Raw genomic sequence first — 26,914 nt, forward strand, 5'->3', positions numbered from 1 at the left:
GGATAACCGCTGAAAGCATCTAAGCGGGAAGCCGGCCCAGAGATGAGTCATCCCAAGACCTTTGAGGTCTCTGAAGGGTTGTTGAAGACGACGACGTTGATAGGCAGGGTGTGGAAGCGTTGTAAGGCGTTAAGCTAACCTGTACTAATTGCCCGTGCGGCTTAACCATACAACACCTGAATTGTTTTTTACCTACAAGCACTTGCGTTGCAAGTGGTCGTGATAATGTGCGTAAACGTCGAAGTAAATTCGACTGACACATTATGCCCTCGCTAAAGGGGGAGGTTGAAGAAGGTGAAGTGTGTAATGACATGCTAACGAAGATATTAAAGACGATAGAGTTGTGACTCTGTTGGATGTATTGATTACCAGCTTTCTGAATAGTTAAAGACATACCAGTTTATGTCTGGCGACCATAGCGATACGGTCCCACCTGATCCCATCTCGAACTCAGTAGTGAAACGTATTAGCGGCGATGGTAGTGTGGGGATTCCCCATGTGAGAGTAGCACATCGCCAGACTCTTAATTCTCTGAGAAGAGACAGAAACCCGCACGTGCTGCGGGTTTTTTTATGCCTGCGTTTTATGGGCATGATAAAAAGCAGGCTAATGGACACTGCTCCAATACCTTGTTTTTTGCCTTAGATATCAAATCAAAAATATATTGCCATACAACAAATTGCTCTAGGTTTTTTGACCTAGATCAAGTAGTATTCTTGCCTGTTTTTTAAGATTACCTGAGGACATATTTGTGGCTGATAATGGCGAGTTTAAAGAAGCTTTCAACTGGTGGTACTTTTTTGGCATAGTTGCGGCATTAGTTGCATTTCCTTTACTACATATCATTGCAGGTTGGTATGTTTTCTTTTTCAGTAATTAAATAACCCTTTAATACAAGGAAACGTTGTGTCATCTCAATTAATTAAAGATGCAATAACAACAATCGTTGATTATCCAAAGCCGGGCATTATGTTCCGGGATGTCACCAGTGTTTTACAGAAGCCGGAAGCATTTCAAGCGTGTATCGATCTACTTAAAGCCGAATTCGGTAACAAAGGCTTCACTAAAGTCGTTGGCACAGAAGCCAGAGGGTTTTTGTTTGGTGCACCCTTAGCATTACAGCTTGGTATCGGCTTTATACCTGTAAGAAAACCTAAGAAGTTACCTCGTGATGTAATCAGTGAATCATATCAATTAGAGTATGGTAGTGACGTACTTGAAATTCATAAAGATGCCATTGTCGAGGGCGACAAAGTACTCATGATTGATGATCTTTTGGCGACAGGCGGGACAATGATAGCAACGGCAAATTTGATTCGTAGATTAGGCGGGCACGTAGCTGATGCTGGCTTTGTGATATCATTGCCAGATATTGGCGGTGAAGCTAAATTGCTGGATGCTGGTATCACACCGTATACAATTTGCACATTCGAAGGCGATTAAACTAGTCTTATGAGCTATCAAGTCCTTGCCAGAAAGTGGCGACCTCATACGTTTGCGGAACTAGTCGGACAGCAGCATGTTGTTGATGCGGTCACCAATGCATTAGAGAATAATCGACTGCATCACGCCTATTTGTTTACAGGTACGCGAGGGGTCGGTAAGACTACAATCGCAAGAATTTTTGCAAAGAGCTTAAATTGCGAGAGAGGACAAAGTGCTAATCCCTGTGGTAAATGTAATACCTGCGCAGATATAAACGACGGAAGGTACGTTGATTTACTCGAAATAGATGCGGCCTCTCGGACAAAGGTTGAAGATACAAGAGAGTTATTAGACAACGTACAGTACAAGCCTACACGTGGTGATTATAAAGTTTATTTAATCGATGAAGTGCATATGCTATCAAAGCATAGTTTTAATGCGTTATTGAAAACACTCGAAGAACCACCTCCACATGTTAAGTTCTTATTAGCGACAACTGATCCTCAAAAATTGCCAGTTACCATTCTTTCTCGTTGCTTGCAGTTTAATTTGAAGGCGCTCAGCGTAGAACAAATTCAAGGGCAATTAGAGTCGATACTAAAACACGAATCTATAGAGTATGATCTTAACGCGCTTCATCATATAGCAAAATCAGCCAACGGCAGTATGAGAGATGCGTTGAGCTTGACTGACCAAGCTATTGCACAAGGTAATAACAAAGTAACAACGACAGTCGTAATGACTATGCTGGGACTACTCGATCGTAATTTGGTCTTAAAACTAGCTAAAGCGATATGTGAGAGAGATGGTAATGAGGCAATCGAACAACTGACACAGATTTGCCAAGATTCGCCAGATTACTCTCAAGTACTAGTGCAGTTAATGGCCACTTTCCATCAAATTAGCCTCACGCAGATTGTCCCCGATGTCTGTAAACTAGATAGTAACAACCCTAAAGCTATATACGTTTTATCTAAAGCAATTTCTGTTGAGCATGCTCAAATGCTCTATCAAATAGCATTAAATGGAAAACGTGATTTACCGTATTCACCTGATGGGTTTGCTGGTTTGCAAATGACAATACTTAGAATGCTTGCTTTCAGCCCGGTAAAATCTATTGATATTAATATTGAAGATTTTGAAAGTAATAAAAGTGAATCTCATGTTGTTCATTCCCAACTAAAAACTACAAACAATCATAATGAAGCAATGCATGATGTTGCAGAAAGCATTGCTACGGAAAGTATAGTTACAGAAAACGAAGGTTTGTCTTCCCTTGAGCCTGAAGAAGTACTTATTGAAGCGCCAAGTACTGTCGCGGACCCAATTACAAGTGAACAATATTTTGCGTCTGTTACACCTCAAGAAACAACACCAGCACACGAAGGGAATATTGATTCTAGCATCGTTCCGCTAGGCTCGAATCGTGACAATTTGGATGAAATGAACGCTATGCTAAGCATGGTGAATGCGCCTGAAGACAATGATTTTGAACATAGTATTGCTGCTGCGCCTCAAGGCACAGGCCAAGAAGATCAAGTATTACATGATAGTACAGCACTAAAGCAACACTCGGTATCTAATGAGTCGGCTAAAGATACGCTCGAAGAGACCATGGAGAAAATGGCCTTATTTGATGAGCTGAATGTATCAGACGACGAAGAGGGGACAGAGCTCCCTGTAAAAAAGTCTGAAGTAGTTACTGCTGACAAGGTAGAAGCTCCAAAGCCGCCAAAAGCGTTTGGTAAGACCGTTGATACATTAAGCTCTCACTTGGATACCGGTGAAAAGCTTGTTCAAGCTGCTCAAGTAGATGATTGGAGCCGATTTGTAGATGAGCTTGGCGTAAGGGCTTTAGCGCGGCAATTGTTGCTTCATTCCGAAGTCATTTCTTTTGAAGATTCGTTAGAAATAAAAATTTCTGAGGCAGATCAACACTTAAATGTAGAATCCAATGTACGTACTGTTGAAGAAGCCTTGCAGCAGAAATTTTGTAAACCTATACCTTTGGTAGTTTCTTTTCATGATGTAAATGAAACTCCCTATGAAATACAAACTGACATTAATGATATGCGTTTAGATCATGCGAAAGAAGTAGTCAATACAAACGAGGCTATTCAAGAATTGATCAAGGCATTTAACGCAAAAGTAATCCCCGGCTCTATAGAGCCTAGATAGGAGAAGTAATTATGTTTAAAGGTGGCATGGGCAATATGATGAAACAAGCCCAGCAAATGCAAGAAAAAATGAAGCGCGCTCAAGACGAATTAGCAACACTGGAAGTGACGGGCGAATCAGGTGCTGGCATGGTAAAAGTTACGATGACATGTAACCACAATGTACGTAAAGTGGAAATTGACGAGTCTTTGATGGAAGACGACAAGGAAATGGTTGAAGACTTAGTCGCAGCTGCGCTAAACGATGCTGTTCGCCGGGTGCAGGAAGCTTCACAAGAAAAAATGTCTTCAGTGACTGGCGGAATGAATTTACCGCCAGGCTTTAAAATGCCTTTCTAATTTAAGATAGTGCTGTGTCAGCGAGCCCCTTAATAGAACAACTTATCCAAGCACTCAAATGTTTACCAGGCGTCGGTGCTAAAAGTGCACAACGTATGGCGTTTAACTTGCTTGAACGCAATCGAGATGGTGCGCTCCATTTAAGTAGAGTGCTTCATGATGCAATGGAGCATATACGTAATTGTGAACGTTGCAGAACATTTACTGAATCAACTATTTGCCATATTTGTGACGATCCCCGAAGGGCTGAAAGCGCGCAGATTTGCATCGTTGAATCTCCGCAAGACGTCATCGCAATAGAACAGACATTGCAATTTAAAGGGCGCTATTTTGTGCTTATGGGGCATTTATCCCCTATTGATGGTATTGGACCTAGCGAATTACGCTTAGACGTATTACAGCGCAGGCTCGAAGACGAAAAAATTGACGAAGTAATTCTCGCTACTAACCCTACCGTTGAAGGCGAAGCTACTGCGCACTACATTTCTCAAATGTGCGAAAAACAAGGCATTGCAGCAACACGGATAGCACATGGTGTGCCTGTTGGCGGTGAATTGGAATATATTGACGGTAATACGCTCACGCACGCGTTTACTGGACGCCGTAAGTTTTAAAATAATTTCTTACATTTCCTATTGAAAATACGACTAACGTCCACAAATATAGTGAGCATGTAAGTTAGTAAGTAATTCAATAGGAGACCCTTGGCAATGGCTGAGACTGTTCAACACGAAACACATGGTTTTCAAACCGAAGTAAAACAGTTACTTCAATTAATGATTCATTCTTTGTACTCGAATAAAGAAATTTTCTTAAGAGAGTTAGTCTCAAATGCAGCAGATGCCGCAGATAAATTGAGATTTAAAGCACTGTCGAACAACGATCTCTACGAAGGTGACGGTGAACTTAGAGTTAGACTTAGTTTTGACAAAGATGCTGGAACACTGACAATTAGTGACAACGGCATTGGCATGAATAAAGACGATGTCGTTAAAAATTTAGGTACCATTGCGAAGTCTGGGACGGCTGAATTTTTTAGTCAGTTGTCTGGAGATCAAGCAAAAGATTCATCGCTTATCGGCCAGTTTGGTGTTGGTTTTTACTCTGCATTTATTGTTGCAGACAAAGTGACAGTGAATACACGAGCGGCTGGCGATGATACTTCTGAGGGCGTTCAATGGGTATCAGAAGGCGAAGGTGAATTTTCAGTTGCGACGATTGAAAAAGAGAATCGTGGTACTGAAATTATTTTGCATTTAAAAGACGACGAAAAAGAATTCCTTGATGCGTGGCGCTTGCGTTCGATTGTGACAAAATACTCTGATCACATTAGTATCCCGGTCGAACTATGGAAAGACGAAATACCTGAACAAGATGGCCCTGATGGTGAAAAAACACCTGCAGAGCCTGGCAAATGGGAAGTAGCCAATAAGGCGACGGCACTATGGACTCGCGATAAATCTGAAGTGTCTGAAGACGAATATAAAGAATTTTACAAGCATATTTCTCATGATTTTGCAGATCCAATTAGTTGGTCTCATAATAAAGTAGAAGGTAAAACTGAATACACAAGCCTGTTGTATCTTCCGAGTAAAGCGCCATTTGATATGTGGAACCGCGAGCAGAAAAGTGGTCTAAAACTTTATGTTCAGCGTGTCTTTATTATGGATGACGCAGAACAGTTTATGCCTACTTACTTACGTTTTGTAAAAGGCTTACTTGATTCAAATGACCTGCCATTAAATGTATCGCGTGAAATTCTTCAAGATAACAAGATTACTCAAGCGATTCGTCAAGGCTGTACAAAGCGCGTATTAACCATGCTTGAGCGTATGGCTAAAAATAAGCCAGATGATTACAAAGCCTTTTATGCAGAATTTGGTAACGTGCTTAAAGAGGGACCTGCTGAAGATTTCTCTAATAAAGACAAGATTGCGGCGCTACTTCGTTTTGCTTCAACGCACAATGACGCAAATGACACGGATGTGTCATTGTCACAATATATTGAGCGAATGAAAGAAGGTCAGGACAAGATTTATTATGTCACTGCTGATTCTTACCAAGCTGCACGCACGAGTCCTCACCTTGAGGTGTTCCGCAAAAAAGGCATTGAGGTCTTGTTATTGGGTGAACGTATAGACGAATGGATGATGAGTCATCTAACTGAGTTTGAAGAAAAATCTTTCCAATCTGTTGCTAGTGCTGATATCGATTTAAGTGACTTAGACGATGAAGAAACTAAAAAGGCTAAGGAAGAAGCAGAAAAAGCGGTAGAAGGTGTGTTAGAGCGCATAAAGTCAGCATTAGGTGATAAAGTAGAAGAAGTGAAATTTACTCACAGACTCACTGATTCACCAGCAGTAATCGTTGCTAGCGAAGACAGTATGTCGACTCAAATGGCGAAGCTACTTCAGTCAGCTGGACAAGAAGCGCCAGAACCAAAATATCATTTTGAACTAAACCCCGAGCACAATCTAGTGAAGCTGGTTGCCGATGTGCAAGATGAAGAACAGTTTTCTCAGTGGGCAAATGTGTTGTTTGATCAAGCTGCACTTAGCGAGCAAGGTAGCTTAAAAGACCCTGCGAATTTTGTGAGTAATTTAAACGGACTGTTGGCAGCTCTGGCTAAGTAGATCCGGAAACTCATTAAACCTTAAAAGCCTGAAGAAAGCACTTCAGGCTTTTTTTATTTTAATAAAAAGCGTTCTCTAGCATCTTCCAACTCGTTTAACGTTCGTTCAATGTCTTTATGTACCATAAAACGTGTGAAAATCTCTGTAGACGCGCTGGCCATAGCAGCCTTGGTATCTCTGTCAAAAAATTGGGATACACCTTTCGCTTTAGACAATAAGTTTTGACCTTCTGAGATAAAATAGTTTTTGCTTGGCGTGAGCACTTCAGCTGTTGGTGATATGGTGGTTGCGGCGTCGTTTAGTAAGGCTAAAAAATTCGTACTTGTTAACGACAACAGAACTTGTTCAATCGCGGGTGTCATTTTCGTGTAACTTGGCACCATAAACAAATCCAAAGGTGCTTCTTCATAAAGTGGCATTTCGGGATTAATTGTTGGAAATGCGACAAACCGAAAATCATTTTCTAGTGTTTTTGGCAAAGTGCTAGCGAAGAAGTTTCCGATCAAGGTCATTCCGGCCATTTTGTGATAAAGAAATGGCATTGCTTGAGACCAATCCCAGCCATTAAACCTATCAGTAAAGCAGCCTTTGTTTAATAGTTCATGCCACTTTATAAATACTTCTCTTACTTGTGGAGAGCGAAACGAATGCTCCCCCATTAGTAGCTCTTGGTGGTAGGTAAGGCCATTTACTCTTAAATTTAAATAGTCAAACCATGCAGCAGACGTCCACTTATTTGCCGCCCCGATAGTGATTGGTGTAATTTCATTTTTTAATAATACTTCGCATGTTTTTATTAAATCCTGCCATGTTTTAGGTGGCGATAGGCTCAATTTATCAAATAATGATTGTCGATAATATATTCCCCATTGATAGTACGATGCAGGCACACCATAGCGAGAGTCATCCACACTGATTGCATTGGTTGAACTTACGCTGAATTTTTTTAACAACCCGTGTTTCTTCCAAAATTCGCTGAGGTCTAAAACTTTTTTTTGCGCCACCAACTGGAAAAGTCGTTGTCCACCTTGCCAGGTCAATATTTCGGGGCCGTTTGCATTATTTAACCATTGGCTCAAAGCTTGCTTAAAATCGGCGTCCGACAAAAATTTGATGTTTACATCAATGTCGGGATGTTTTTGTTCAAAATCTTTTTCGTGTTTAGCATAAACCGCTCTTTGTTGGCTTGAGGTTGAGAGCACAGCTATTTCAACGGTATTAGGAAATGCTTGCGGAACAATTAGCAAGCATATTGCCATCGTAATCAAGCATTGAAGGATTTTGTCAAATTTTAAACTAACTTGTTTGGGCATTACTGGTAATCCTCAATTTGGATCGCATAATTAAAATCCTTCTTGAGTATTTCCGTGTAATACGAGGTAAATATGAACCTAAGAAAGAAGCTTAGTATTGCGTCCTTCGCTGTTGTCACTATCACCTTATTTGTATCTCAGATCATTGTTGCAATTAACAACCATCTCAAATTGCGGGATGAAATGACTCAAGCCGCTAACAATACATCGACTAGAATGGGCGTAACATTAACGGATTCTATGTGGAATTATAATGTCGCAAGTTCTCGGCAAATTGCCAGTGTAGAGCTAGGCACAAATGGCCTAGTGGGTGTTAAAGCGTTTAATCGCGACGAAGAAAAATTATTCGAAACCTATTGGGATGAAAAATCAGAAGAGGAAATCTCAACGCCATTCGCGGGTGACGTTTTTCTGACATTGACTAAGCCTATTAAATATCTTGACCAAGGCGATGCATTAGAAGCCGGCAGCATCGAACTTACGTTTAGTGCGAGGGCTTTAGATGAGGCATTGTTGGGCGTCATACTAACAGGCTTATTGCAGTTGTTATTTTTAAGCGCTGTGCTAATTATCTTCCTAAACTTTTTTGTCGTTAAGTTGGTACTTAAGCCTTTGGATGAGATTAACCTCCGTTTAAAAGATATCGCTGATGGAAACGGTGATCTCACTAAGCGGCTTAGTATAAAACGCGATGACGAGCTAGGTAAGTTAGCAAATTACATTAATCGCTTTATTGATAACATCCATTCTGTTATTACTAAAGTCGTTGTGGTGGCTCGGACTCTTGATGGCAGTGCCCAAGCTAGCCAGTACAATGCCGACCAACTGAATCAGCAAGTCGAAGCACTTAATCAACAAGTAGAGAGTATTTTGGCCACTGTCGATACCTTGGAAGACACTGCAATGGAAGTTGCCGGTCAAGCGGCATCTACATCAGAAACGACTAACAATACTAGCTCGCTCGCATCGCATGGTATGCAAAAAGTAAATAGTGCTGCTGATATGATCAAGCAACTGGCGAGCAATATGGAAGAATCTACTCACAAAACTGAAATGTTAGAAAAGCATTCTCAATCGATTGATACCGTCATACAAGTGATAAAGGAAATCGCTGAACAGACTAACTTACTTGCGTTAAATGCGGCAATTGAGGCTGCAAGGGCAGGTGAACAAGGCAGAGGGTTTGCGGTTGTCGCGGACGAAGTGCGAACGCTAGCGCAGAGAACGCAAGTATCTACCGGACAGATCACTGACATTATCACTACCTTGCAGCAGCAATCAAAAGAAACGCTCAATTTAATGCAAACGGGGCAGAAAATGGCATTTGAAAATGTGGAGTCAGTCAATGATGCCGAAAAAACCTTCGAAGAGATCAAGACCTCCATCGAAGGAAATTTAGACGGCGCTAGAATCATTGCCCGAGATACTGATGAGCAAAAGAATAACCTACAAGAAATAAAAACGAATATTGAAGTGATAAAAGGGACCAACGAGCAAACTTTACAGGTGGCTCAGCAGAGTTCTGCAGTCAATCAAGAAATTGTTACGATGAGTCACGAAGTATTTGAGTTAGTTGAACGATTTAAAGTGGACTAATTGCTCAAAAATAGGACAATTTAGGCGTTTTTCACTTGTTATGCGACAAGCTAAGCTGTACAGTTTGTCAATTTTAAAATATTGGTTGGAGGACGCTTAATGCGCATCATTCTTCTTGGCGCTCCCGGCGCGGGAAAGGGCACTCAAGCCCAGTTTTTGATGAACAAATTTGGGATACCACAGATTTCTACAGGTGACATGCTACGTGCGGCGATAAAGGCTGGCACGGAACTTGGTCTAACTGCAAAAAAGGTAATGGACGCTGGTCAACTCGTCTCTGACGATTTAATTATCGGCTTAGTAAAAGAGCGGATTGCACAAAGTGATTGCGAAAATGGCTTTTTGTTAGATGGTTTTCCGAGAACAATTCCTCAGGCTGATGCCATGAAAGAAGCTAATGTAAAGGTAGACTACTGCATTGAGTTTGATGTACCGGATGATGTTATTGTCGATAGAATGGGTGGTAGACGAGTTCATCCTGCTTCAGGAAGGGTATATCACGTAGTTTACAATCCACCTAAATCTGAGGGTAAAGATGACGTTACGGGTGATGATTTACGCATTAGAGATGATGATAAAGAAGATACTGTGAGAAGTCGCCTCGGTGTCTACCATGAACAAACTAAACCTTTAGTCGACTATTATCAAGCAGCTGCGTCAAATGGATTGTGTAAGTACTCAAAGATTGACGGGACTAAAGCCGTTGACGATGTGAGTGCGGAGTTATCAGATATCTTAAGCTAGTATCATTGAAGTTTAGTTCTATCTTTAAGTACTGAAATAAAAAAACCGCCGAATAGGCGGTTTTTTTATTAAAAAGCTAATCTAATTCATCATTTCAAGTTAACAAGCCTACACTAGGCCGCTTTTTAAACAACAGGTATCCAAAAAAAGTGAGGTTTAGCGCCACTCTAGCTCAATCATAAGTTTATCGTCTTCTACTGCAGAGCCACACATCTCATCATACGGCGTATTTTGTTTTAAAAATATCTTGTCGAAATGTTGTCCAGAAACTTGTTCCCTTATATCTGTAATGGATTGAAATGATGGGGAGTTTCTGTAGCTATCTTTTAAGAAAGATGTTGCTTTATCACTTCCAATTCCCGCGATGTACATACCACCTTCAATGGATTCAATGAATAGGTTCATATATAGCCTCATTTGTTGAACGAAAAATAAACAAGTGAGAACTTTGTACATTGCATGTCTGCATAAGGGATCATATTTTTGTGTGATATACATTAAAAAATATTTGAAGGACGTACGTAATTTTGTATACGCTAGTGCTTCCACCAATGCTTTCTTATGACGATTAGACCAATATCTTCAAGCAAGTGTTTAAGGTGTTCTTTGTCTTTCAAGTTCAGAAATTCACCTACTTCAACTTTTTTTTCCGGGTTGGAGATAGTTAGTTTGGGTAACTGCCAATCTCGCTTTGTTTCGATATATCTCACATATAAGTGCTTTCGAGATAATTTTTCTAAGTGATAATGCTTACCGTCGATCCATTCGAATTTCAGATAATCGGCATAAACATATATACGTTGATAACGATAAGTTTGCTTGCATACGTGGTAAATTAAAAATGTAAATACACAAAATTCAATGCCTGCAAAAGGTAGTATTACCCATACGCCAACTAAGGCCCAACCTACAGCAATCGTCGACATAACGAAAAATAAAAGCGCAATAGCCCATTTAGTTGAATACCAAGTAGCAGATTTGTTAGGTCGTAAATCAATGAGTATATGATTAGATTGCAAACTTTTAATGACCATAAGTCCTTGCCTTGGTTATAATCGCTCGGATTGTCCTTGTTAGCAGTATTACGCTCTCGTAGTATCAATATGTTTTGGAATAGATGAGTCAACTTATACAACAAATTAATGAACATAAGATCAAGCTGTTGTTAATTTCAGCGTGGTTAATAATATTAGTATTCCAATCAGATTTTTCTAGTTTGTTGGTTGAATATTCAGGATTTTTGTTTTTGGGAATTGCTGGTGCTATCTTCGCAAATTCCACTGGTGCGGGCGGTGGTGTTGTTTTTGTACCGTTTTTCAATCAGTTAGGTCTAGACAATATCACTATTGTCGCAACAAGCTTCGCTATTCAGTGTTGTGGTATGAGCGCTGGGGCAATAACATGGTGGCAGCACAATAAACGTGTTCATTCTGATGATCCGGAATGGACTGGCTTAGTCAGGGGATTAGTCACTACTGTCCCATGCTCTATCGCAGGTGTTTTGGTGGCACAGTTCTTATTAGCCACCTTAGGCGAAAGTGTATCCGAATCGCTGCATGTTTATTTTGGTTTGTTTTCTATATTGCTTGCTGTATTTATATATATGTCAATTCCATTAATGACACGCCAAACTATTCGTACTCAGTTCTCTGTATTAGATGTTATATGCTTAACTGTGATCGCATTCGCAGGCGGTATCATTACGGCTTGGTTATCGGTAGGAGTAGGTGAGTTGGTTGCAGTTTATTTGATTTTGCGAGGTTTTAATATTACGTTTGCCATTGCGTTAGCTGTGATCTTGAGTGCGTTTTCAGTTTGGGGTGGTATTACTTACCATATCACGGAGTCACAAGCGATTTATTGGGATATCATTTTATTCGCAGGTGCGGGCGCTGTTATTGGCGGAATGATTGCTAAGCATGTTGTACTTTTTTTCTCTCCCGCGCGCCTGAAGCTATTTTTTGCAACTTGGATATTAGTCATGGGCATTGCGGGTTTGCCGTTGTGGCAATGAACATTGGCGATCTAAGTCAATACGTAATACCCAATACCCAATATCATTAATCCAATGATTGGATTGTCTATCCTCGATATTACATTTAGCTTGAACTCTGCATAAGGAATGGTGCAAACCTGTGTTTATACAGAGTTCGGGTTATTTACATAATCTCGGTAATAAATGCAATAACTGCTAGTATGACAAAGCCGATGACCATCCTATAGGTTAATGTCGCAGCATTGGCTCCCTCATTTATATGCATTTTCGGCACTAAGCTCTTAAATAGAAGGAAGGTACGTTTACTCATATGTAGCGAGAATGCCATGGCGTTATGAAGAACTCCTCCAGTGGCCGGCAAAACCTTTCTGTAGAGCCACTCACTGTCTAGATTTACAGATCGTAATTCGGGCGGATACAAACCTTGCTTATTGAGCCATACAAACGCGAGTGCAGAAAAGAATAGCAACTGAAGTTGCGTAAGTACATGCGTAACATCATATGGTTGATAGACGTTGTCCCACGGAAGTAGATGGTAAACTAACCAAGGGTAACTACCAAAAGCAATGCAAAGCCCTGACGCGATTCCCATAGCAATAAGCATATTTGTTGGCGCTTCTTTAGGGCGCATACCTGAATCATGAGCAAAAAACGCAAAAAACGGGATTTTAATTCCTGCGTGATGGAACACGCCGGCGGAGGCAAACAATAGCATTAGCCATAAGTATTCGTGCCCAGCTTCGATCATTGCGGCCATCACCATGCTTTTACTTATGAAGCCACTAAATAGCGGGAACGCCGAAATAGAGGCGGCGCCTACTATACAGAATACCGTTGTTTTAGGCATTGTTTTGTACAAGCCGCCTAAATCTGAGCCATTTACGTGACCCACCCTAGTCAGCACTGCGCCCATGGTCATAAATAACAACCCCTTAAAAATCACGTCATTGAAAGCATGTGCAACTGCGCCATTTAACGCAAGTGCTGTGCCGATACCGATGCCACATACCATAAACCCAAGTTGGTTGATTAAGCTGTAAGCGAGTACTTTCCTTAGATCATTTTCGATAACGGCATAAAAGATTGGAAAGCATGTCATCGCGGCACCAATGTACACAAGCAAATCTTCACCAGGAAAGGTGCGTGCGAGCATGTAAATAGCTACTTTTGTGGTAAACGCTGATAAGAAGACAGTACCTACTGGCGTTGCTTCTGGATAGGCATCAGTTAGCCATGTATGCAGGAAAGGAAAAGCGGCTTTAACACCAAAGGCGAATAAAAATAGATAGGACGCGGTCGTACCTAGGCCGACAAAGTCGATGTCGTAAGACCCAATATCGTTAAAGTGCATAATGGCGGCGATGAGCAACGCGACGCCAGATAATATTTGAATAATAAGATAGCGAATACCAGCATTTTGAGCAGCGGTGGTTTTCCGCGCAAAAATAAGAAACGCACTCGTAACTGCTAGCAGCTCCCAAAATATAAACAAGGTAATAAAGTCGCCGGAGAATACTGCACCTATGGCACTTCCTGCATAAGTTAAACCAGAGACTAATTGGAGTTTATCTTTTAAGTGCATTGCGTATATCAAGCAAATAGCGCAAGCGATATGGAATAGATACGCAAACATTAAGCTAAGTTTGTCTACATCCATGATTTGTATATCGAAGTTGTGTAATTGCCAAGATATATTCGCGGTATTTAGCCCAGAGGTATAGAGTAAAATACCGTTGACTATGGGGACCAATATTAGCGCAAACCTAAATTTATGCGGTATTATCAAGGCAATTGCTGCGGCAACAAAGAAAGGTAAAAATGCGGGAATGGCATAATCGATCATGACTGATGCTCCTCATCTTTGCTTTCTGTCCCAATTAGATCGTCTCTATCACGATAATAATTTTCGTCGCGCATAACGACTTTACGCATGAGTTTGGCAAGTACAACGAGTACGACACAAGCAACGAAACCGTACAATGCGTAGAAGGTAGGAATTTTTTCGAAGTCGAGATAAATATGACGATGCACTACAAAATCTAGTAAGACTAATAAGGCACATAATACATAAAAAACAATCATCATGATTTTTATATTCTTCGGGTTGTCGAAGAAGGAGACTTTTTCTGTCGTTGATTCTTGTGCTTTCATATTAGACCTATTTCACCCTACTAATGTTTGTGACAATGTATAAAACACAGAAGGGTCAAAGAAAAGATAGATAGTCATTGCCGTCGGAATAGCCATACCAATCAAACAAGCGATAGGGGCTTCCTTAATGTGTGTTTTTTCGTTTGAGGGGACTGTAAAAAAGGCTTTCATTGGAATGCTAAGTAAGTAAAAAATATTAAGCATTGAACTAACACTGAGTGTAATTAATATTATCCAGTAAACAAATTGGCTACCTTCAAATTGAATACCACCCGAAAGTAAATACCATTTGCTCCACATACCGCCAAAAAATGGTAAGCCAATAATGCTAAGTGAGCCAACTGTAAATATCGTGAAAGTGATGGGCATTTGTCGTCCCAATCCATCTAGCTGACTCACATATTTTTTATGGGTCGTAACGAGTATAGCGCCTGCCGCAAAAAACAATGCGATTTTAGCAAAAGCATGCATGGCGATGTGCATACTTGCGCCGACAATTGCCAACTGATTTGCGATCATTGCGCCTAATACAATGTAACTGAGTTGACTGATAGTCGAGTATGCAAGACGTTCTTTTAGGTTGTCTTTTGTTAAGGCTATTAGCGATGCCGCAATGATGGTAAAAGCAGGGAGCAAGATGAGTAAATCATTTGCGTCAGAGGCCGTAATAAAATCTGTACCAAATATAAAAACGACAACCTTTACGACAGAGAATACGCCAGCTTTAACTACGGCAACTGCATGTAACAATGCACTTACTGGCGTGGGCGCCACCATTGCAGACGGTAGCCACCGATGTAAAGGCATTACGCCAGCCTTGCTAATACCTAATATAAATAGTAGTAGTAGTGGCAAAACATAGGCTGAGTCTAAACTGCCTTTTAATATCCCACCCTGAACGAACTCTAGAGACCCTGCCGTATACCACGTAATGATCATGGCGGGTAAAAAGAATAATATTGAGGAACCCATCAAAATTAATATGTATTTTCTGCCACCGCGTTTAGCATCACGATTACCAGAATGAGTCACTAAAGGGTAAGTCGATATTGTTAAAAACTCATAAAATATGAATAAGGTGAATAAATTCTCTGAGTAAGCAACGGCCATTACGCCTGCGATTGCAACGGCGAATAATGTATAAAAGCGTGTTTGATGACTTTCTTTATGTGCCCTCATATAGCCCATTGCATAAATGGATGTTGCTATCCAAAGTCCACTTGCAATGAGCGCAAACATTACACCAAAGGCGTTAAATGCAAATGAAATGGCTAAACCGTCAATCGGCTCGGCAACGATGAAACCAGCTTGAATGGCATCTTGTTGATGTATAAGTAAGTAAATGTTTAGCGTAAATAAGGACAGTGCAGTGAGTAGCGTTACACCTTCACGTATATTAGGGACTTTGCCGAGTTTTGAAATAACGACAGCACCAAAAATAGGTAGCAGTATGGTTAGCATTAATACGTAGCTCAATTCCATTTCGGTTACATCCCCAATAAAGCTTTGGCAACAGCGTTTGCTGCATTAAACGGAATATTGGTAAATAAACCAAAATATAAACAGGCAATAGCTCCAAGCCATAACGCTAAGCCCATACTTTTGGATGCACTTGGAATATTTATATCTCCGCTTTTTACGTGTTGAATATGGATTTTACGTTTTGAATTAAAATATAGGGCTTCAACAATTTTCCATACATATGCGATGGCGAATACCGAACCGATAACAATCGCCCCAACAACTATCCATTTGCTTTGCTGGATTGCCGCTTCAAGTAAGTACCATTTAGTGACAAACCCAACGGTACCGGGCACGCCAATGAGGCTTAAGCCTGCGAAAGCCATAGCAAAAAATGTCCAAGGCATACTTGCACCAAAACCGCGTAAATCTGATAGTTTCGTTGAATTGGCACGGTAGACCAGAATACCGGCACCAATAAATAAGGTTGCTTTGATAATGGCATGATTAAACAGATGTAAAACGGCTGCTGTTAAGCCGGTTTCAGTCAGTAGTGCAATGCCAATCACAATATAACCAATTTGCGCAACACTCGAAAATGCGAGTAAGCGCTTAATCTCAACTTGTTGCCATGCGCGCACCGAGCCGTAAATCACACCCACGCAACCAAGTACTAACAGTAGTTGTGGAATCAGCAATTCCTGCCAGTAAGCAATTGGGTATAAGTCAAATAGCACACGAAGTAGAACATATATAGAGACTTTTGTTGCTGTAGCAGACAGAAAGATACTTACTGTTGAGGGCGCAAAGCCATAGGCATTTGGCAACCAGGAATGCAACGGAAATATAGCCGCTTTTAGCGCGATTCCCAACAAAATGAAAATGAAGGCAGTAACGACTAGTTGCATATCTTCGAAGCTACTAAATCTTTCAGCGATGTCTGCAATATTCAAGCTACCTGATGCTGCATACAAAAAACCGACGCCAATGAGGAAAAAGGTGGCGCCGATTGTGCCTAAAATTAGATAAGCAAAAGAAGCGGTAAGTGCTTGGCGTTTTCTTCCCATACTTATTAGCGCATAGCTCGATAACGAGGATATTTCTAAAAATACAAATAAATTGAAAATATCTCCTGTGAGGGCAATACCCAAAAGGCCTAAGAGACAAAGTTGAAATGCCGCATAAAATAAACCGGACTGGGTTGTATCTATCTCACTCGGTGCGCTTCTGAAGGAAAAAATACCAGATACGACGGCGATGCCTGAGACTATTAACGCGATAAAAGCATTAAGCGAATCAATTTTATATTCAATTCCCCAGGGCGGGCGCCAACCACCTAATTCGTAAATAACGTGTTTACCGTCTATCACTTCAGCTAAAATTACACCAGATATTGCGAAACAAACGATTGATACGCTGAGCGTAATTGCCCAAGTTAACAAATGATTTTTAAATATTGCTGTAATTGGCGCACTCAATAGCGGAATAACGACCAATAGGATCGTGAGTTGCTCTGTCATGCGTCTTGATCCAACTTGTTTATTTCATCTTCTTCAATGCTGTCATATGATTCTTTAATTCTTATTACCAGCGCGAAACCAAGTGCTGTGGTAGCAACGCCAACCACAATAGCCGTTAACATTAACACTTGTGGTAGGGGGTTTGAGTATATTTCGTATGCATCATCTACTATAGGAACCGTACCATCTTTTACTTTTCCTAGACTGACATAAAATAAGATCACGGCCGTTTGAAACATGGCTAAGCCAGCGAGTTTTTTCATTAAATTTGTTCGGCTGATAAGGGTGTATAAACCGACCATCATTACGACAATAATAAGCCAGTAATTAACGTGCCCAGCGACATACTCTAACATTCATCGTCCCTCATCATTCTGGCGCGACACGTCTAGCAAAGGTAAAGAATAGCAAAATCATAACAGATGCTACTGTAATCCCTACACCTAGCTCTATGATAATTATACCAATGTGCTGACCTGCTACGGGGTCACTTAATAAAACACTGTAATTGAGGAAGTTTCCGCCTTTGAGCATAGAGACGACACCTACACCTGCATATAACAACACGCCAAAACTGGCACATATCTTTAGGGCAGATTCTGGAATGACTTTCAGTGCAGCATCTAAGCCATACGTGAGTGCATACAGCAGGATGGCACTAGAAAATATTACGCCTGCTTGAAATCCTCCTCCTGGGCTGTAATCACCATGAAATTGGACATACAGGGCAAATAGGACAATAATTGGAGATAACCATTTGGTCACTACTCTCAAGACAAGGTCGTTACCCATGCTGACCTCCTTTGCTTTTGACATGTATTTTTTTTCTGTTACCCAATAAGAGTAAAACGCCGATACCCGCAGTGAGTACAACAGTCACTTCGCCCAATGTATCAAAGCCTCGATAACTCGCCAAAACAGCGGTAACCAAGTTCGGCACGCCGGTTTCTTCTTGGCCTTTTTCAATATACCTTGCAGCGACTTCTCTATTAGGAGGGCTTTGTGCGTCGCCTAATTCAGCAATATCATGTGTACCATAAATAAGTAAACCGCCCATGACGACACATATGATTAAAGGGGCTGTGCGTGATTTCCCCTGTGTGGTTGCTTCATGGCCATCTCTAATAGAGGCAAGCGTAACTAGCATTAATACTGTTGAAATACCTGTGCCAACGGCTGCTTCAGTAAACGCTACGTCTGGTGCGTCTAATACCACGAATAGTCCAGCAACTAGTAGACTGTATAGGCCAAATAGCATCGCCATAGCAAACAAATGACGAGTTTTAAGTACAGCTAGCGCCATAACTAGTAAAAAAACAAGTAGCACGATATTGACGATCAGACTCACTTTTTCTCCTCGTTATCTAGGGAGTTAATGTGGATTTTCTGTTTGTGTCTAAGCCCCCATCGCCACGCATTGTTGGCAAGCGCATACGACGACGCTGGGCTTGTAAATGCCAAAAATAAAAATATTAAAATGAGTTTAGCGATAACGATGTATGATGTAGCTTGTAAGCTAAGTCCAAGCAAAATCAAAAATGTACATAATGTGTCAGTTACGCCGACAGCATGTAAGCGAGCATATGTATCGGGCAGCCGCAGGATACCAATGCCGCCAATTAGACCGAGTAAACACCCTAAACCGATGAAAATAAAACTAATAATATCTAGCATTATTTTTCCTCCGTTTTGGCAGCAGAACCGCGTTGGTCGAACGCAAAGTATTTTCCTCGCTCTACCAGTCTAAGGGCTGCAATAACACCAACGAAGTTTAGTAGAGAATATAGCAGGGCAATATCTAGTAAATCATGTCGGCCTGTGAAAAATGCGAAAATTGCTACCAAAAGTACGGCCTTTGTACCAAACATGTTAACGGCTAATATTCTGTCAAACACACTTGGACCAAGCAATGCGCGACATAATGCCAATGCCATAGTCACTAATATAGCTAAGCCAGCGATGAGAAAGTACATGGCCATTATTGATCTATCTCTATTGTTTTTATTGCGTATTGTTTCGGCATTATGCGTAGCACGTCACTATTAATTAAATCTTGTGCTCCATCTTCACTAATTGTGTGGATAAGCAGGGTGTTATCACCCATGGCAATACTCGAAGAACCGGGTGTTAGTGTTATAGCGTTCGCATAAAGCACCTTGGCGACATCATCTTTAAAAGGTAAATCAATGGTAACAAAAGTCGATTCGACCGGCTTAAAACCGAGTATTCTTGCGCAGACATCAATATTCGACTGCACTACTTTTACGCCTAATTTAAATAAAAATTTGGCAAAACTACCTGTAACGAAGAAGCTATATCGTTCTTGATCTATTTTAAGCATTCTTGATGTTATCCAAAGCGAAAAGATAACTGAGAACAGGCCAAAACCTAACATGAGTGGCTCAAACATTCCGGAAAGCAACAACCACGTGATAACTAATATTATCGCGAGTCTAATTGTATGCGTCACATTACCTCTCTTCGTTACTGTTTGTTTTTATTCTGTATTTTTATACAGTTTTATGTGTAAAAATGAGATGTTAAAATTAATGTAACAACAACTAGCGCTGCTTACAATTAAAATCATCAGGAAAATTTGATACATAACTGAGTTTTTCTCTGCTGCGCAGTCCAACACATGTTACTCCGCTTTCCCCTATGAGCATCTTTTTTGAACTCATGCGCTTAGAGTAAACCTGATTGCTTAACATTTAGATAGGTATTAATCATATACGGCAACAACGATTCAGGTTTACTATTTACACAAATCACATTCTCTTTTCGTAAGCGTTGAGTATTTTGTTTGTATTGATTTTGAAGCGCGAGCGCTGAACAGTATGCATTGGCATCATCATTACTTTCTATTGACATATTTAAGGCGTCTTTTAAACCTTGATTTTCGATGTTAATAAGGGCAACTAAGTGGCGTTTTTGAAGTTGACGGATAGCCGGTAACAATTCATGTAAGTCGTGATCATTTAGTGAAGTAACAAGCAATACTAATGCACGTTTGTTTCTCTTACTGAGTAAGTTGTTTGAGGCTTTCGTATAGTCACTGGCACACTCATCGGGGTACAGGTCATAAAAATGATTCATCACACGAGATACATTTTGCGCACCTTTCACATTAGCGAGCCATCTTTCTTCTAATCCAAAACTTTGCATACTAAACCAATCGCCTTGCTTTAGAACAGTATGGCTAAGCATTAGTAAGGCATTGAGCGCAGCATCGAAGTGACTACCAAATTGCGTTTCTATTTTCATTCGCTGCCCAGCGTCTAGCATTACTACGACATGCTGGTTCTGTTCTTCTTGATACTCTTTAGATATCAATTTTTGTCGTTTACTTGTTGCCTGCCAATCTATTTGTCGAATACTGTCGCTATCTCTAAAGTCACGCAGTTGATGAAATTCAATACCATCCCCACGCTTTTTCCGTAACTTGAGCCCAACGATAGATTGCTTGCCGATACCGTTTAGAGACTCTGATGATCTTATCCGACTAAAATCTGGATAGACTTTGAATACAGTAGATAGGGGGATGAGTGCAATGCGATGCCACAAGCCAAAAGGAGAGTGCAAGCAAAGCTCTATGTGATTTAATACATATTCTCCGCGCTTATTTGGTTTTAAACGATAAGCTACAAGGGCTTCCTCATTAGCGTTTATAATGAGCTTTTTAGTTCGTCCTTCTATTTCAAAAGTATCGGGTATGTGTTCAGAAAACGTAAAGGCATATGTTGTCGCGGACGTGTTCCTAAATATCACTTCAACATTCTGCCAACGATGTAAACTAACATTGTTAGGCACAATGCGTTTAATCGCTAGTTGGGGGGAGTGTCTCACTCGTAAAAAATCACGAATGCATGCGATAGAGAACACTAAGAATAACGCATACAAAATGAACATTGCATTTTCATACGTATTCGACAACAAAGAGACTGCGAGTGTTATTAGAAGTAAACCGCCTAAGTATATTAGGTTAGGAATAGACGGACGAAAACGAAAACCAATCATAAACGGGGAGCTTCTGTGTCTTCCAATATGTCATGAATCAGTTTTTCTTGATTTACCCCTTCAAGCTCTAATTCAGCGGATAAGGTAAGTCGATGCCGTAATATGTTTGGTGAAACTGTTTTTACATCATCAGGCAATACAAAGTCTCGATTGTTCATTAAGGCATTAACTTTTGCCGCTTTTAAGATATTAATGCTTGCTCGTACACCGGCGCCATGTATAACTCCATGCCACTCTCGTGTCTTTCTAACGATATCAACAGCGTACTCATATACTTTGTCGTCCACTATAATCTTACTTGCCATAAGCTTTATATGTTCGATGGTTTGCGCATCAATTACGGGGCATAGTTTGTTGACATTTTCTTCGTTCGATTGGCCACTGGTATTTAGTTTTAACAGGGAAATTTCTGCTTTTTCCGTTGGATATTGTAATTCAACTTTCATCATGAACCGGTCAAGTTCAGCTTCAGGTAGCGGGTATGTTCCCTCTTGGTCTAACGGATTTTGTGTCGCAAGCACCATAAACGGTGCAGATAGCGCAGTGGTCTTGCCATCTATTGTTATTTGTTGTTCTTGCATAACTTCTAAAAGTGCTGACTGCGTTTTTGCTGGTGCTCTATTTATTTCGTCCGCTAATAGGATGTTAGTGAATGCGGGGCCTTGTTTTGTTGTAAATTGTCCGGTTTTCATGTCGTACAAACTATGTCCAACGACGTCAGATGGCATTAGATCTGGTGTGAATTGGACGCGTGCAAATTCAACTTGAATGCTTTGAGACAGCGCGCGTACTAGCAGGGTTTTCCCCAAACCAGGTACACCTTCAAGTAACACGTGACCGCCAGCCAACAATACGGTCAACACTTTTTCAATGACATTATCTTGTCCAATAAGTACTTGATTAATATTGCGCTTTATTTTATTGACGGCTTCAAATGCTTCTTCTAGTGTTAACTTTGTGTCGCTAGCGCGGTCACTCATATTGCTTTCCTTAACTGCTTAAATAGTTTTATTGTTTTAATTCTGTCCGGCTCGTTGTTTGGTAGAGGTTGCTCCAGAATAAGCTGGATCGTTGATAAATCTTTGCCGGTTAACTTACTGAGTATTTTTGCTTGTTCTGCAACGGAGAGATGCTTGAAGCTTACGTGTTTAAGTTCCATTGCGATTTCAATGTCCTTAATTAGCGCACGTTTCAATTCGTCCTCATGTCCATTGGCTTGCATAAACTGTCCTAGCGCAATAACATGCTCAGTAAAGGGAACTTTCTTGTCACTAAGTGGTGTCAGTGCAGGGCCAATCCTTACTAGAAAATACCAAAGAATACATATCACTAGTGCGATAAATACTGTCACTAATTGCCATGACCACAACCATAGGGCAGCGAGCCAATTAGTCGCTTTTAAACTCGGCAAGTAATAAAGTTTTTCATTGTCACCAATTAACCAATGTAAAAATGCGCCATGATCTAAATGGCGTAAACCATGATTTGAAATAATGTCGATGCTAGGCACAAAAGTTATAAAACCATCATCAAACTTAATTTCGCAAATCAGTTCCTTTGCTATTTTTGCTGCAGTACTGTTTGTTGATGTATTGTTTGACTCTGCAAATTCTGAGGGTTGCAGCAGTTCTTTCAATGTTTCGTCGGTTTCAGTTTTTGGCCGATGACGATCATCTAAAGCAACATGCGAAGTACCGCTGCATCCAGAGAAATAATATTTGTAGGGTAGATACAATTGTAGTATCGAGGATTCATGTTCTAAGCTCAGGTTTGCTATAGGTGAGTGGAGAACATTTTGGCGGTTTTGCCAGTTTGAATCCAATACTACCTCTATGTCAGCCGCGCCTAAGTATGGAAAATATGCTGGGTTTAAGCTGTCGCGATTAGGTGAGACAACGTACACTAAATGGCCCCCGCTGCTAATCCATTTAGTTAAGGCTTCTTTGAAATTTGGATATTCAAATAAGGCCGCTTCGTTTACTACAAATGTGTTGTTGATATCGATTGTAATTTCTTCATTATTCAAAAATTGAGCTTTGTATCGTAGTATTTCGGCTGAACGATTAGTGTCCGCCAATAGTAGATTAGCCACTAAAAGCGGGTCTTTTCTCGCAGCTTGATTTAATCCGATCTCTCTTTCGACTTTTTTCCATTCAAGGTTGATTATCGACAATAGGATAACCCCGAAAAGTATAGATAGAAGGGCGTAAAGAAAAATATTACGAAATCGCATTACTTTTCTCCCACGTGATTTTTTTTACGTCTTCAAGTACATCGAAAACCTGAGTGTGTTCAACGTTTTTATGTGCCCAAGCAATGCGTATCCAAGTCCTAAATACGGTGCGAAAAATTGTGTGCAAATGTTCAGGGGCAGCTAATAACACCGCTCGTTCACACTCAATTTCGGTCATGGATTTATGCAATTTAACGGGTAAATATTGATCCGCGCGCATAAGCATATGTTTGAGAATAAACGCAACGCTGAGTCTAACTTCATGCTTATTCAAAGCATCATGCGCAGCAGCCAATAAATCATCGGGCCAATCTTGCTGACTAATTTCACGGAAAAAGCTGGGAAACTCTTGGGGCGTAGGCTTTCGTTCTGATTTATGTGCGGTATGTTTAAACCATATGTTTTGTTTGCGAACTAGTAGCCAAATGAACCATGCAACAATTAGCCCTATTAAGCACCAGATAATGAGGCTAGTACTTGAGCTCATTTCTTTTGAGTTGCCAAATAGTGCAATGAGATCTTTTACCCATTGAGGAAGATCATTATCACTGTCGCTTTGTTTAGTAACAGGCTCCCATGCAATGGTTTTTTCTATGATTGCATGCTCTTCATAGGTATCTTGTACGATTTGTCTAAGCTGAGTTGTGTAAGTTGCGTCCGCTGCTGTAAGCGGCTGCGTAGTTTCTTGATTTGCCAATGGAGTACTATCATCTTTTGCGGCAATGCTTTGTTTTGAAGGTAAAAATACGATCGACGAAAACAAAATAACAATTAGTAGAGATGAAAATTTACTTACAATTTTTTTGAACGTTAATTCAATATCCCAAGCTTCTAGCTGTATTCGGCTATTTAGGTACATCAAGAATCCACCCGTGGTGAAGTAGGGGGCGACTAAAGATATTGCAAACACATAAAATAAGAAATACAGCGACTGAACTAGCGCAGTGTTTACGTTTTCATATAAGAATTCAGTATCAATGTGCACCCCTTGAGGTATTAAACTATATAGTGCAACAAACAATACACTAACTATTAGCATTTCGATGTGAAGACAAAATAATGTCCACCAAGTTTGCTTAGTATGTGTGCGTGCAGTTAACACATCTTTGCGCTGTTTAGCTTTTTGCCCATCTTGACGCTCTAATTGATCCACTGCCGCAAGAAATGCACGATTTGGGCTCAAGCGATGTACAGTAAGCATGAGTAAAATACTTTTGATTCTTAAGTGCTTTAGACTTTTAAGGCAATCGCTTAATGAGGGATGAATACCGAAACTATATTGAGATAAATAGTGCAACAATGGGCGCTCAAATACAGGTTTTAGCCACCAAAGTATAATGCTAGCGTATTCCGTAGGCAGCAAAAAATATAAGGTAATGGCGAGCGGAAAAACTAACACGGTATAAATTTTAAATAATGCCCAATAACAAGGCCGTACAACTAGCTGTGACAGGTCAAATACTTGCCATGGACTTCGGTACTTAGCAACAAAGCGTAAATGCTTAAGTTCCATACCGAACACCTTTATATAGACGATAACATACGAATAACCATCCAATACTGCCGATGAAATATTTGTATGCACTAGGGATATCTCTAGGTGACCAGAATGCCTCAATAAATGCCGCAATGAACAACATTACAAATGCACCAACAATGAGAGGCATAACTTGCTTGCCTGCGGCTTTAAAGGCATATGCTCGAGTATAGTTGCCCGGTGCAAGTAAACTAAAGCCAATTTTACTGCCTGCAGCGCCAGCAACAACTATTGCCATGAGTTCGAAAGAACCGTGAGAAATAACAAATGAATAAAAGGTAGAGGTGTAGCCGACGTTCAGCATATGTGCAAAGACTGCACCCAAGTAAAAGCTATTAAACAGCAATGGTATGAGAGCGCCGATTCCAAAGAGCGCACCACCTCCAATCATTTGAAATGCGATCCCAATATTATTGAAGATATAAACGCCTAACATCAGTACATCTGAGTCGGCTCCACGAATAAGTGATTGAGTAGAGCCGGATGGATTGTACATTGATTCTAAATTATTGACGCTTTGAGGATCTAAAAAATGATAAATGGCATCGGGTGAGATTAGCACCCAAATAAATGCTAAAAGCCCAAACCCGTAAAATGCAAAAAATGATCCCCACATGTAGTATCTAGTTGTATAGAGGGCTGTTGGAAAATCACGTGTAAAAACGTGTAAAATTTGTCGGAGGCTCAACGAACTGCCTTTATATAAGTGAGTTTGCCCTAACTGCACAAGCCTATTTAGATTTTGAACTAGTGTTGGTGAATAGTTTCGCGTCTTTGCTATCGATAAATCGCTGCATATTTGCCTAAACTGTGTTGGAAAATTACTAGGTAAGTTGTCCGCTTGATTGCAGTGTGCTTCGAAACGTTTCCAGTTTTCACTTTTTGACTGTATGAATTGATTTTGTTTCATACATTTCTCGTTGAAGAAACAGATTGCCCAATATAATAACGCGCGTAAGCTTTAATCTGCATGTGAGTTGGTTGTTCAATATCACCTAGGACAGGTGCTAGTACATTTGCTAACTCTACTTGTCTAGCTTCAGATAAGGTGTCACAGCGCTTGGCAAACTCGATAATGGCGAGTTGTTCTGTAGTAGATAACTGAATTGGTGGGCTACAAACTTCACCACCGTCGTCAATATTTAAATCTACCGTTGACTCTTTGTATACCACTAGAGTGCCAGCGGCCCAGTCTCCGATTCGTTTAAATTCTTTAGAGCTCAATACGGTGACAATGCCCAGCGCATACACAAATGGAAAGCTGTCAGCGACTCTTAATAAGTTTCGAATGATGGCATGAGCGAAGTGTGCTGGTAAACCATTGTCTTGAACGACGACAAGCCCGTAGCGTTTTTTACCAGGCGTTTGTCCATTTTTGCCTTCAAAATAGATGTAGTAACCCCAAGACACAACAAAGTAGCTAATTAGAAATATACCGCCGCCTGCTTTCCCTAACATTGCAGTTATTATCCCAATTGCTGCCATCGCAACTAGACGAATGAAAAAATCAAATAGGTAAGCGCTGGTACGAACTGCTAAACCAGCGGGGTGAAGACTCATGCTTACGCCTTCCGCAAGTGAACGTTGAGTCTGATTATCTATTCCTTGTTCATACATCTTTGTGACATCATCCTTTGTGTAAACGCACATTGAGTTTTGTTATTGAAACCTAAAACTCAAATTGCATATAGAATCATGCGATAAAAATGATTTGTGTGCAAGTTGTCGCGAGTCTATAAAATTGCGTTAAAACCTTATTTTGCTTTTTGCTT

The 26,914-nt window shown here is 40.5% G+C and carries 28 protein-coding genes and 2 rRNA genes; 11 read left to right on the top strand and 19 right to left on the bottom strand.

Annotated features, from left to right (window positions below):
* The 8 genes from QQK00_RS14510 to htpG all read left to right on the top strand — a co-directional run.
* Window positions 1-169: ribosomal RNA gene (locus QQK00_RS14510) — 23S ribosomal RNA — on the top strand; the annotation flags it as partial.
* Between the two features lie 236 nt (window positions 170-405).
* A 5S ribosomal RNA gene (rrf, locus tag QQK00_RS14515) occupies window positions 406-521 on the top strand.
* Between the two features lie 230 nt (window positions 522-751).
* Window positions 752-880: a hypothetical protein gene (locus tag QQK00_RS14520; RefSeq protein WP_284218332.1), complete on the top strand. Its 129-nt coding sequence runs from the start codon at window positions 752-754 to the stop codon at window positions 878-880.
* A 26-nt stretch (window positions 881-906) separates the two neighbouring features.
* Window positions 907-1,443, top strand: coding sequence for an adenine phosphoribosyltransferase (gene apt, locus QQK00_RS14525; RefSeq protein WP_284218333.1), 537 nt, complete (start codon window positions 907-909; stop codon window positions 1,441-1,443).
* A gap of 9 nt (window positions 1,444-1,452) precedes the next feature.
* A complete protein-coding gene (gene dnaX / locus QQK00_RS14530; protein WP_284218334.1) occupies window positions 1,453-3,603 on the top strand; it encodes a DNA polymerase III subunit gamma/tau in 2,151 nt (716 codons plus the stop codon).
* Window positions 3,604-3,614: 11 nt separating this feature from the next.
* Complete coding sequence (locus QQK00_RS14535) at window positions 3,615-3,941, top strand: YbaB/EbfC family nucleoid-associated protein (RefSeq protein WP_284218335.1); 327 nt, start codon at window positions 3,615-3,617, stop codon at window positions 3,939-3,941.
* Between the two features lie 14 nt (window positions 3,942-3,955).
* The gene (recR, locus tag QQK00_RS14540; RefSeq protein ID WP_284218336.1) at window positions 3,956-4,555 is read left to right on the top strand and encodes a recombination mediator RecR; all 600 of its coding nucleotides are present in this window, start codon (window positions 3,956-3,958) and stop codon (window positions 4,553-4,555) included.
* Window positions 4,556-4,651: 96 nt separating this feature from the next.
* The gene (htpG, locus tag QQK00_RS14545; RefSeq protein ID WP_284218337.1) at window positions 4,652-6,574 is read left to right on the top strand and encodes a molecular chaperone HtpG; all 1,923 of its coding nucleotides are present in this window, start codon (window positions 4,652-4,654) and stop codon (window positions 6,572-6,574) included.
* A gap of 53 nt (window positions 6,575-6,627) precedes the next feature.
* Here htpG and QQK00_RS14550 read toward each other — a convergent pair whose 3' ends face one another.
* Window positions 6,628-7,887: an ABC transporter substrate-binding protein gene (locus QQK00_RS14550; protein ID WP_284218338.1), complete on the bottom strand. Its 1,260-nt coding sequence runs from the start codon at window positions 7,885-7,887 to the stop codon at window positions 6,628-6,630.
* A gap of 72 nt (window positions 7,888-7,959) precedes the next feature.
* Between QQK00_RS14550 and QQK00_RS14555 the strand changes: the two genes are divergently transcribed.
* Complete coding sequence (locus QQK00_RS14555; protein WP_284218339.1) at window positions 7,960-9,483, top strand: methyl-accepting chemotaxis protein; 1,524 nt, start codon at window positions 7,960-7,962, stop codon at window positions 9,481-9,483.
* Window positions 9,484-9,582: 99 nt separating this feature from the next.
* Window positions 9,583-10,227, top strand: a complete 645-nt coding sequence (gene adk / locus QQK00_RS14560) for an adenylate kinase (protein WP_284218340.1) — start codon at window positions 9,583-9,585, stop codon at window positions 10,225-10,227.
* A gap of 156 nt (window positions 10,228-10,383) precedes the next feature.
* On the opposite strand, the gene QQK00_RS14565 is transcribed toward adk, so the two are convergent.
* Together QQK00_RS14565 and QQK00_RS14570 are read right to left on the bottom strand one after the other, a co-directional pair.
* The gene (locus tag QQK00_RS14565) at window positions 10,384-10,725 is read right to left on the bottom strand and encodes a DUF6482 family protein (protein WP_348521159.1); all 342 of its coding nucleotides are present in this window, start codon (window positions 10,723-10,725) and stop codon (window positions 10,384-10,386) included.
* A 38-nt stretch (window positions 10,726-10,763) separates the two neighbouring features.
* Complete coding sequence (locus tag QQK00_RS14570) at window positions 10,764-11,261, bottom strand: DUF2244 domain-containing protein (RefSeq protein WP_284218341.1); 498 nt, start codon at window positions 11,259-11,261, stop codon at window positions 10,764-10,766.
* A gap of 83 nt (window positions 11,262-11,344) precedes the next feature.
* On the opposite strand from QQK00_RS14570, the gene QQK00_RS14575 reads away from it, so the two are divergent.
* Complete coding sequence (locus QQK00_RS14575) at window positions 11,345-12,241, top strand: sulfite exporter TauE/SafE family protein (RefSeq protein WP_284218342.1); 897 nt, start codon at window positions 11,345-11,347, stop codon at window positions 12,239-12,241.
* Window positions 12,242-12,386: 145 nt separating this feature from the next.
* Here the strand turns inward: QQK00_RS14575 and QQK00_RS14580 are convergent, their stop codons facing one another.
* The 16 genes from QQK00_RS14580 to QQK00_RS14655 form a co-directional block, all read right to left on the bottom strand.
* Window positions 12,387-14,066, bottom strand: coding sequence for a Na(+)/H(+) antiporter subunit D (locus QQK00_RS14580; RefSeq protein ID WP_284218343.1), 1,680 nt, complete (start codon window positions 14,064-14,066; stop codon window positions 12,387-12,389).
* Window positions 14,063-14,374 carry a hypothetical protein gene (locus QQK00_RS14585; protein WP_284218344.1) on the bottom strand — a complete coding sequence of 104 codons (312 nt, stop codon included), beginning with the start codon at window positions 14,372-14,374 and terminating at the stop codon, window positions 14,063-14,065. The genes QQK00_RS14580 and QQK00_RS14585 overlap by 4 nt, the downstream gene beginning before the upstream one ends.
* A 12-nt stretch (window positions 14,375-14,386) precedes the next feature.
* Entirely contained in the window at window positions 14,387-15,856 is a 1,470-nt protein-coding gene (locus tag QQK00_RS14590; RefSeq protein WP_284218345.1) for a proton-conducting transporter transmembrane domain-containing protein, read from the bottom strand.
* 5 nt (window positions 15,857-15,861) lie between these two features.
* Complete coding sequence (locus QQK00_RS14595) at window positions 15,862-17,355, bottom strand: monovalent cation/H+ antiporter subunit D family protein (RefSeq protein ID WP_284218346.1); 1,494 nt, start codon at window positions 17,353-17,355, stop codon at window positions 15,862-15,864.
* Entirely contained in the window at window positions 17,352-17,711 is a 360-nt protein-coding gene (locus QQK00_RS14600) for a cation:proton antiporter subunit C (protein ID WP_284218348.1), read from the bottom strand. The genes QQK00_RS14595 and QQK00_RS14600 overlap by 4 nt, the downstream gene beginning before the upstream one ends.
* A 13-nt stretch (window positions 17,712-17,724) precedes the next feature.
* Entirely contained in the window at window positions 17,725-18,147 is a 423-nt protein-coding gene (locus QQK00_RS14605; protein WP_284218349.1) for a Na(+)/H(+) antiporter subunit B, read from the bottom strand.
* Window positions 18,140-18,703 (bottom strand): DUF4040 domain-containing protein, encoded by a 564-nt coding sequence (locus QQK00_RS14610; RefSeq protein WP_284218350.1) that lies wholly within the window; start codon window positions 18,701-18,703, stop codon window positions 18,140-18,142. Before QQK00_RS14610 ends, QQK00_RS14605 begins: the two co-directional genes overlap by 8 nt.
* On the bottom strand, window positions 18,700-19,029 hold the full coding sequence (gene mnhG, locus QQK00_RS14615; protein WP_284218351.1) for a monovalent cation/H(+) antiporter subunit G: 330 nt from the start codon (window positions 19,027-19,029) through the stop codon (window positions 18,700-18,702). Before mnhG ends, QQK00_RS14610 begins: the two co-directional genes overlap by 4 nt.
* Window positions 19,029-19,334: an MrpF/PhaF family protein gene (locus QQK00_RS14620; protein WP_284218352.1), complete on the bottom strand. Its 306-nt coding sequence runs from the start codon at window positions 19,332-19,334 to the stop codon at window positions 19,029-19,031. The genes mnhG and QQK00_RS14620 overlap by 1 nt, the downstream gene beginning before the upstream one ends.
* Window positions 19,334-19,825: a Na+/H+ antiporter subunit E gene (locus tag QQK00_RS14625; protein WP_284218353.1), complete on the bottom strand. Its 492-nt coding sequence runs from the start codon at window positions 19,823-19,825 to the stop codon at window positions 19,334-19,336. Before QQK00_RS14625 ends, QQK00_RS14620 begins: the two co-directional genes overlap by 1 nt.
* A gap of 215 nt (window positions 19,826-20,040) precedes the next feature.
* The gene (locus tag QQK00_RS14630) at window positions 20,041-21,372 is read right to left on the bottom strand and encodes a DUF58 domain-containing protein (RefSeq protein WP_284218354.1); all 1,332 of its coding nucleotides are present in this window, start codon (window positions 21,370-21,372) and stop codon (window positions 20,041-20,043) included.
* On the bottom strand, window positions 21,369-22,352 hold the full coding sequence (locus QQK00_RS14635; RefSeq protein WP_284218355.1) for an AAA family ATPase: 984 nt from the start codon (window positions 22,350-22,352) through the stop codon (window positions 21,369-21,371). Before QQK00_RS14635 ends, QQK00_RS14630 begins: the two co-directional genes overlap by 4 nt.
* Window positions 22,349-23,545, bottom strand: coding sequence for a DUF4350 domain-containing protein (locus QQK00_RS14640; RefSeq protein WP_284218356.1), 1,197 nt, complete (start codon window positions 23,543-23,545; stop codon window positions 22,349-22,351). The genes QQK00_RS14635 and QQK00_RS14640 overlap by 4 nt, the downstream gene beginning before the upstream one ends.
* A 46-nt stretch (window positions 23,546-23,591) precedes the next feature.
* The gene (locus tag QQK00_RS14645; RefSeq protein WP_284218357.1) at window positions 23,592-25,118 is read right to left on the bottom strand and encodes a hypothetical protein; all 1,527 of its coding nucleotides are present in this window, start codon (window positions 25,116-25,118) and stop codon (window positions 23,592-23,594) included.
* On the bottom strand, window positions 25,108-26,052 hold the full coding sequence (locus QQK00_RS14650; protein WP_284218358.1) for a stage II sporulation protein M: 945 nt from the start codon (window positions 26,050-26,052) through the stop codon (window positions 25,108-25,110). The genes QQK00_RS14645 and QQK00_RS14650 overlap by 11 nt, the downstream gene beginning before the upstream one ends.
* Window positions 26,049-26,759 (bottom strand): RDD family protein, encoded by a 711-nt coding sequence (locus tag QQK00_RS14655; RefSeq protein ID WP_284218359.1) that lies wholly within the window; start codon window positions 26,757-26,759, stop codon window positions 26,049-26,051. The genes QQK00_RS14650 and QQK00_RS14655 overlap by 4 nt, the downstream gene beginning before the upstream one ends.
* Between the last annotated feature and the right edge of the window lie 155 nt (window positions 26,760-26,914).

The sequence above is a fragment of the Agaribacter marinus genome, from assembly GCF_030160655.1.
GTDB lineage: Bacteria > Pseudomonadota > Gammaproteobacteria > Enterobacterales > Alteromonadaceae > Glaciecola > Glaciecola marina.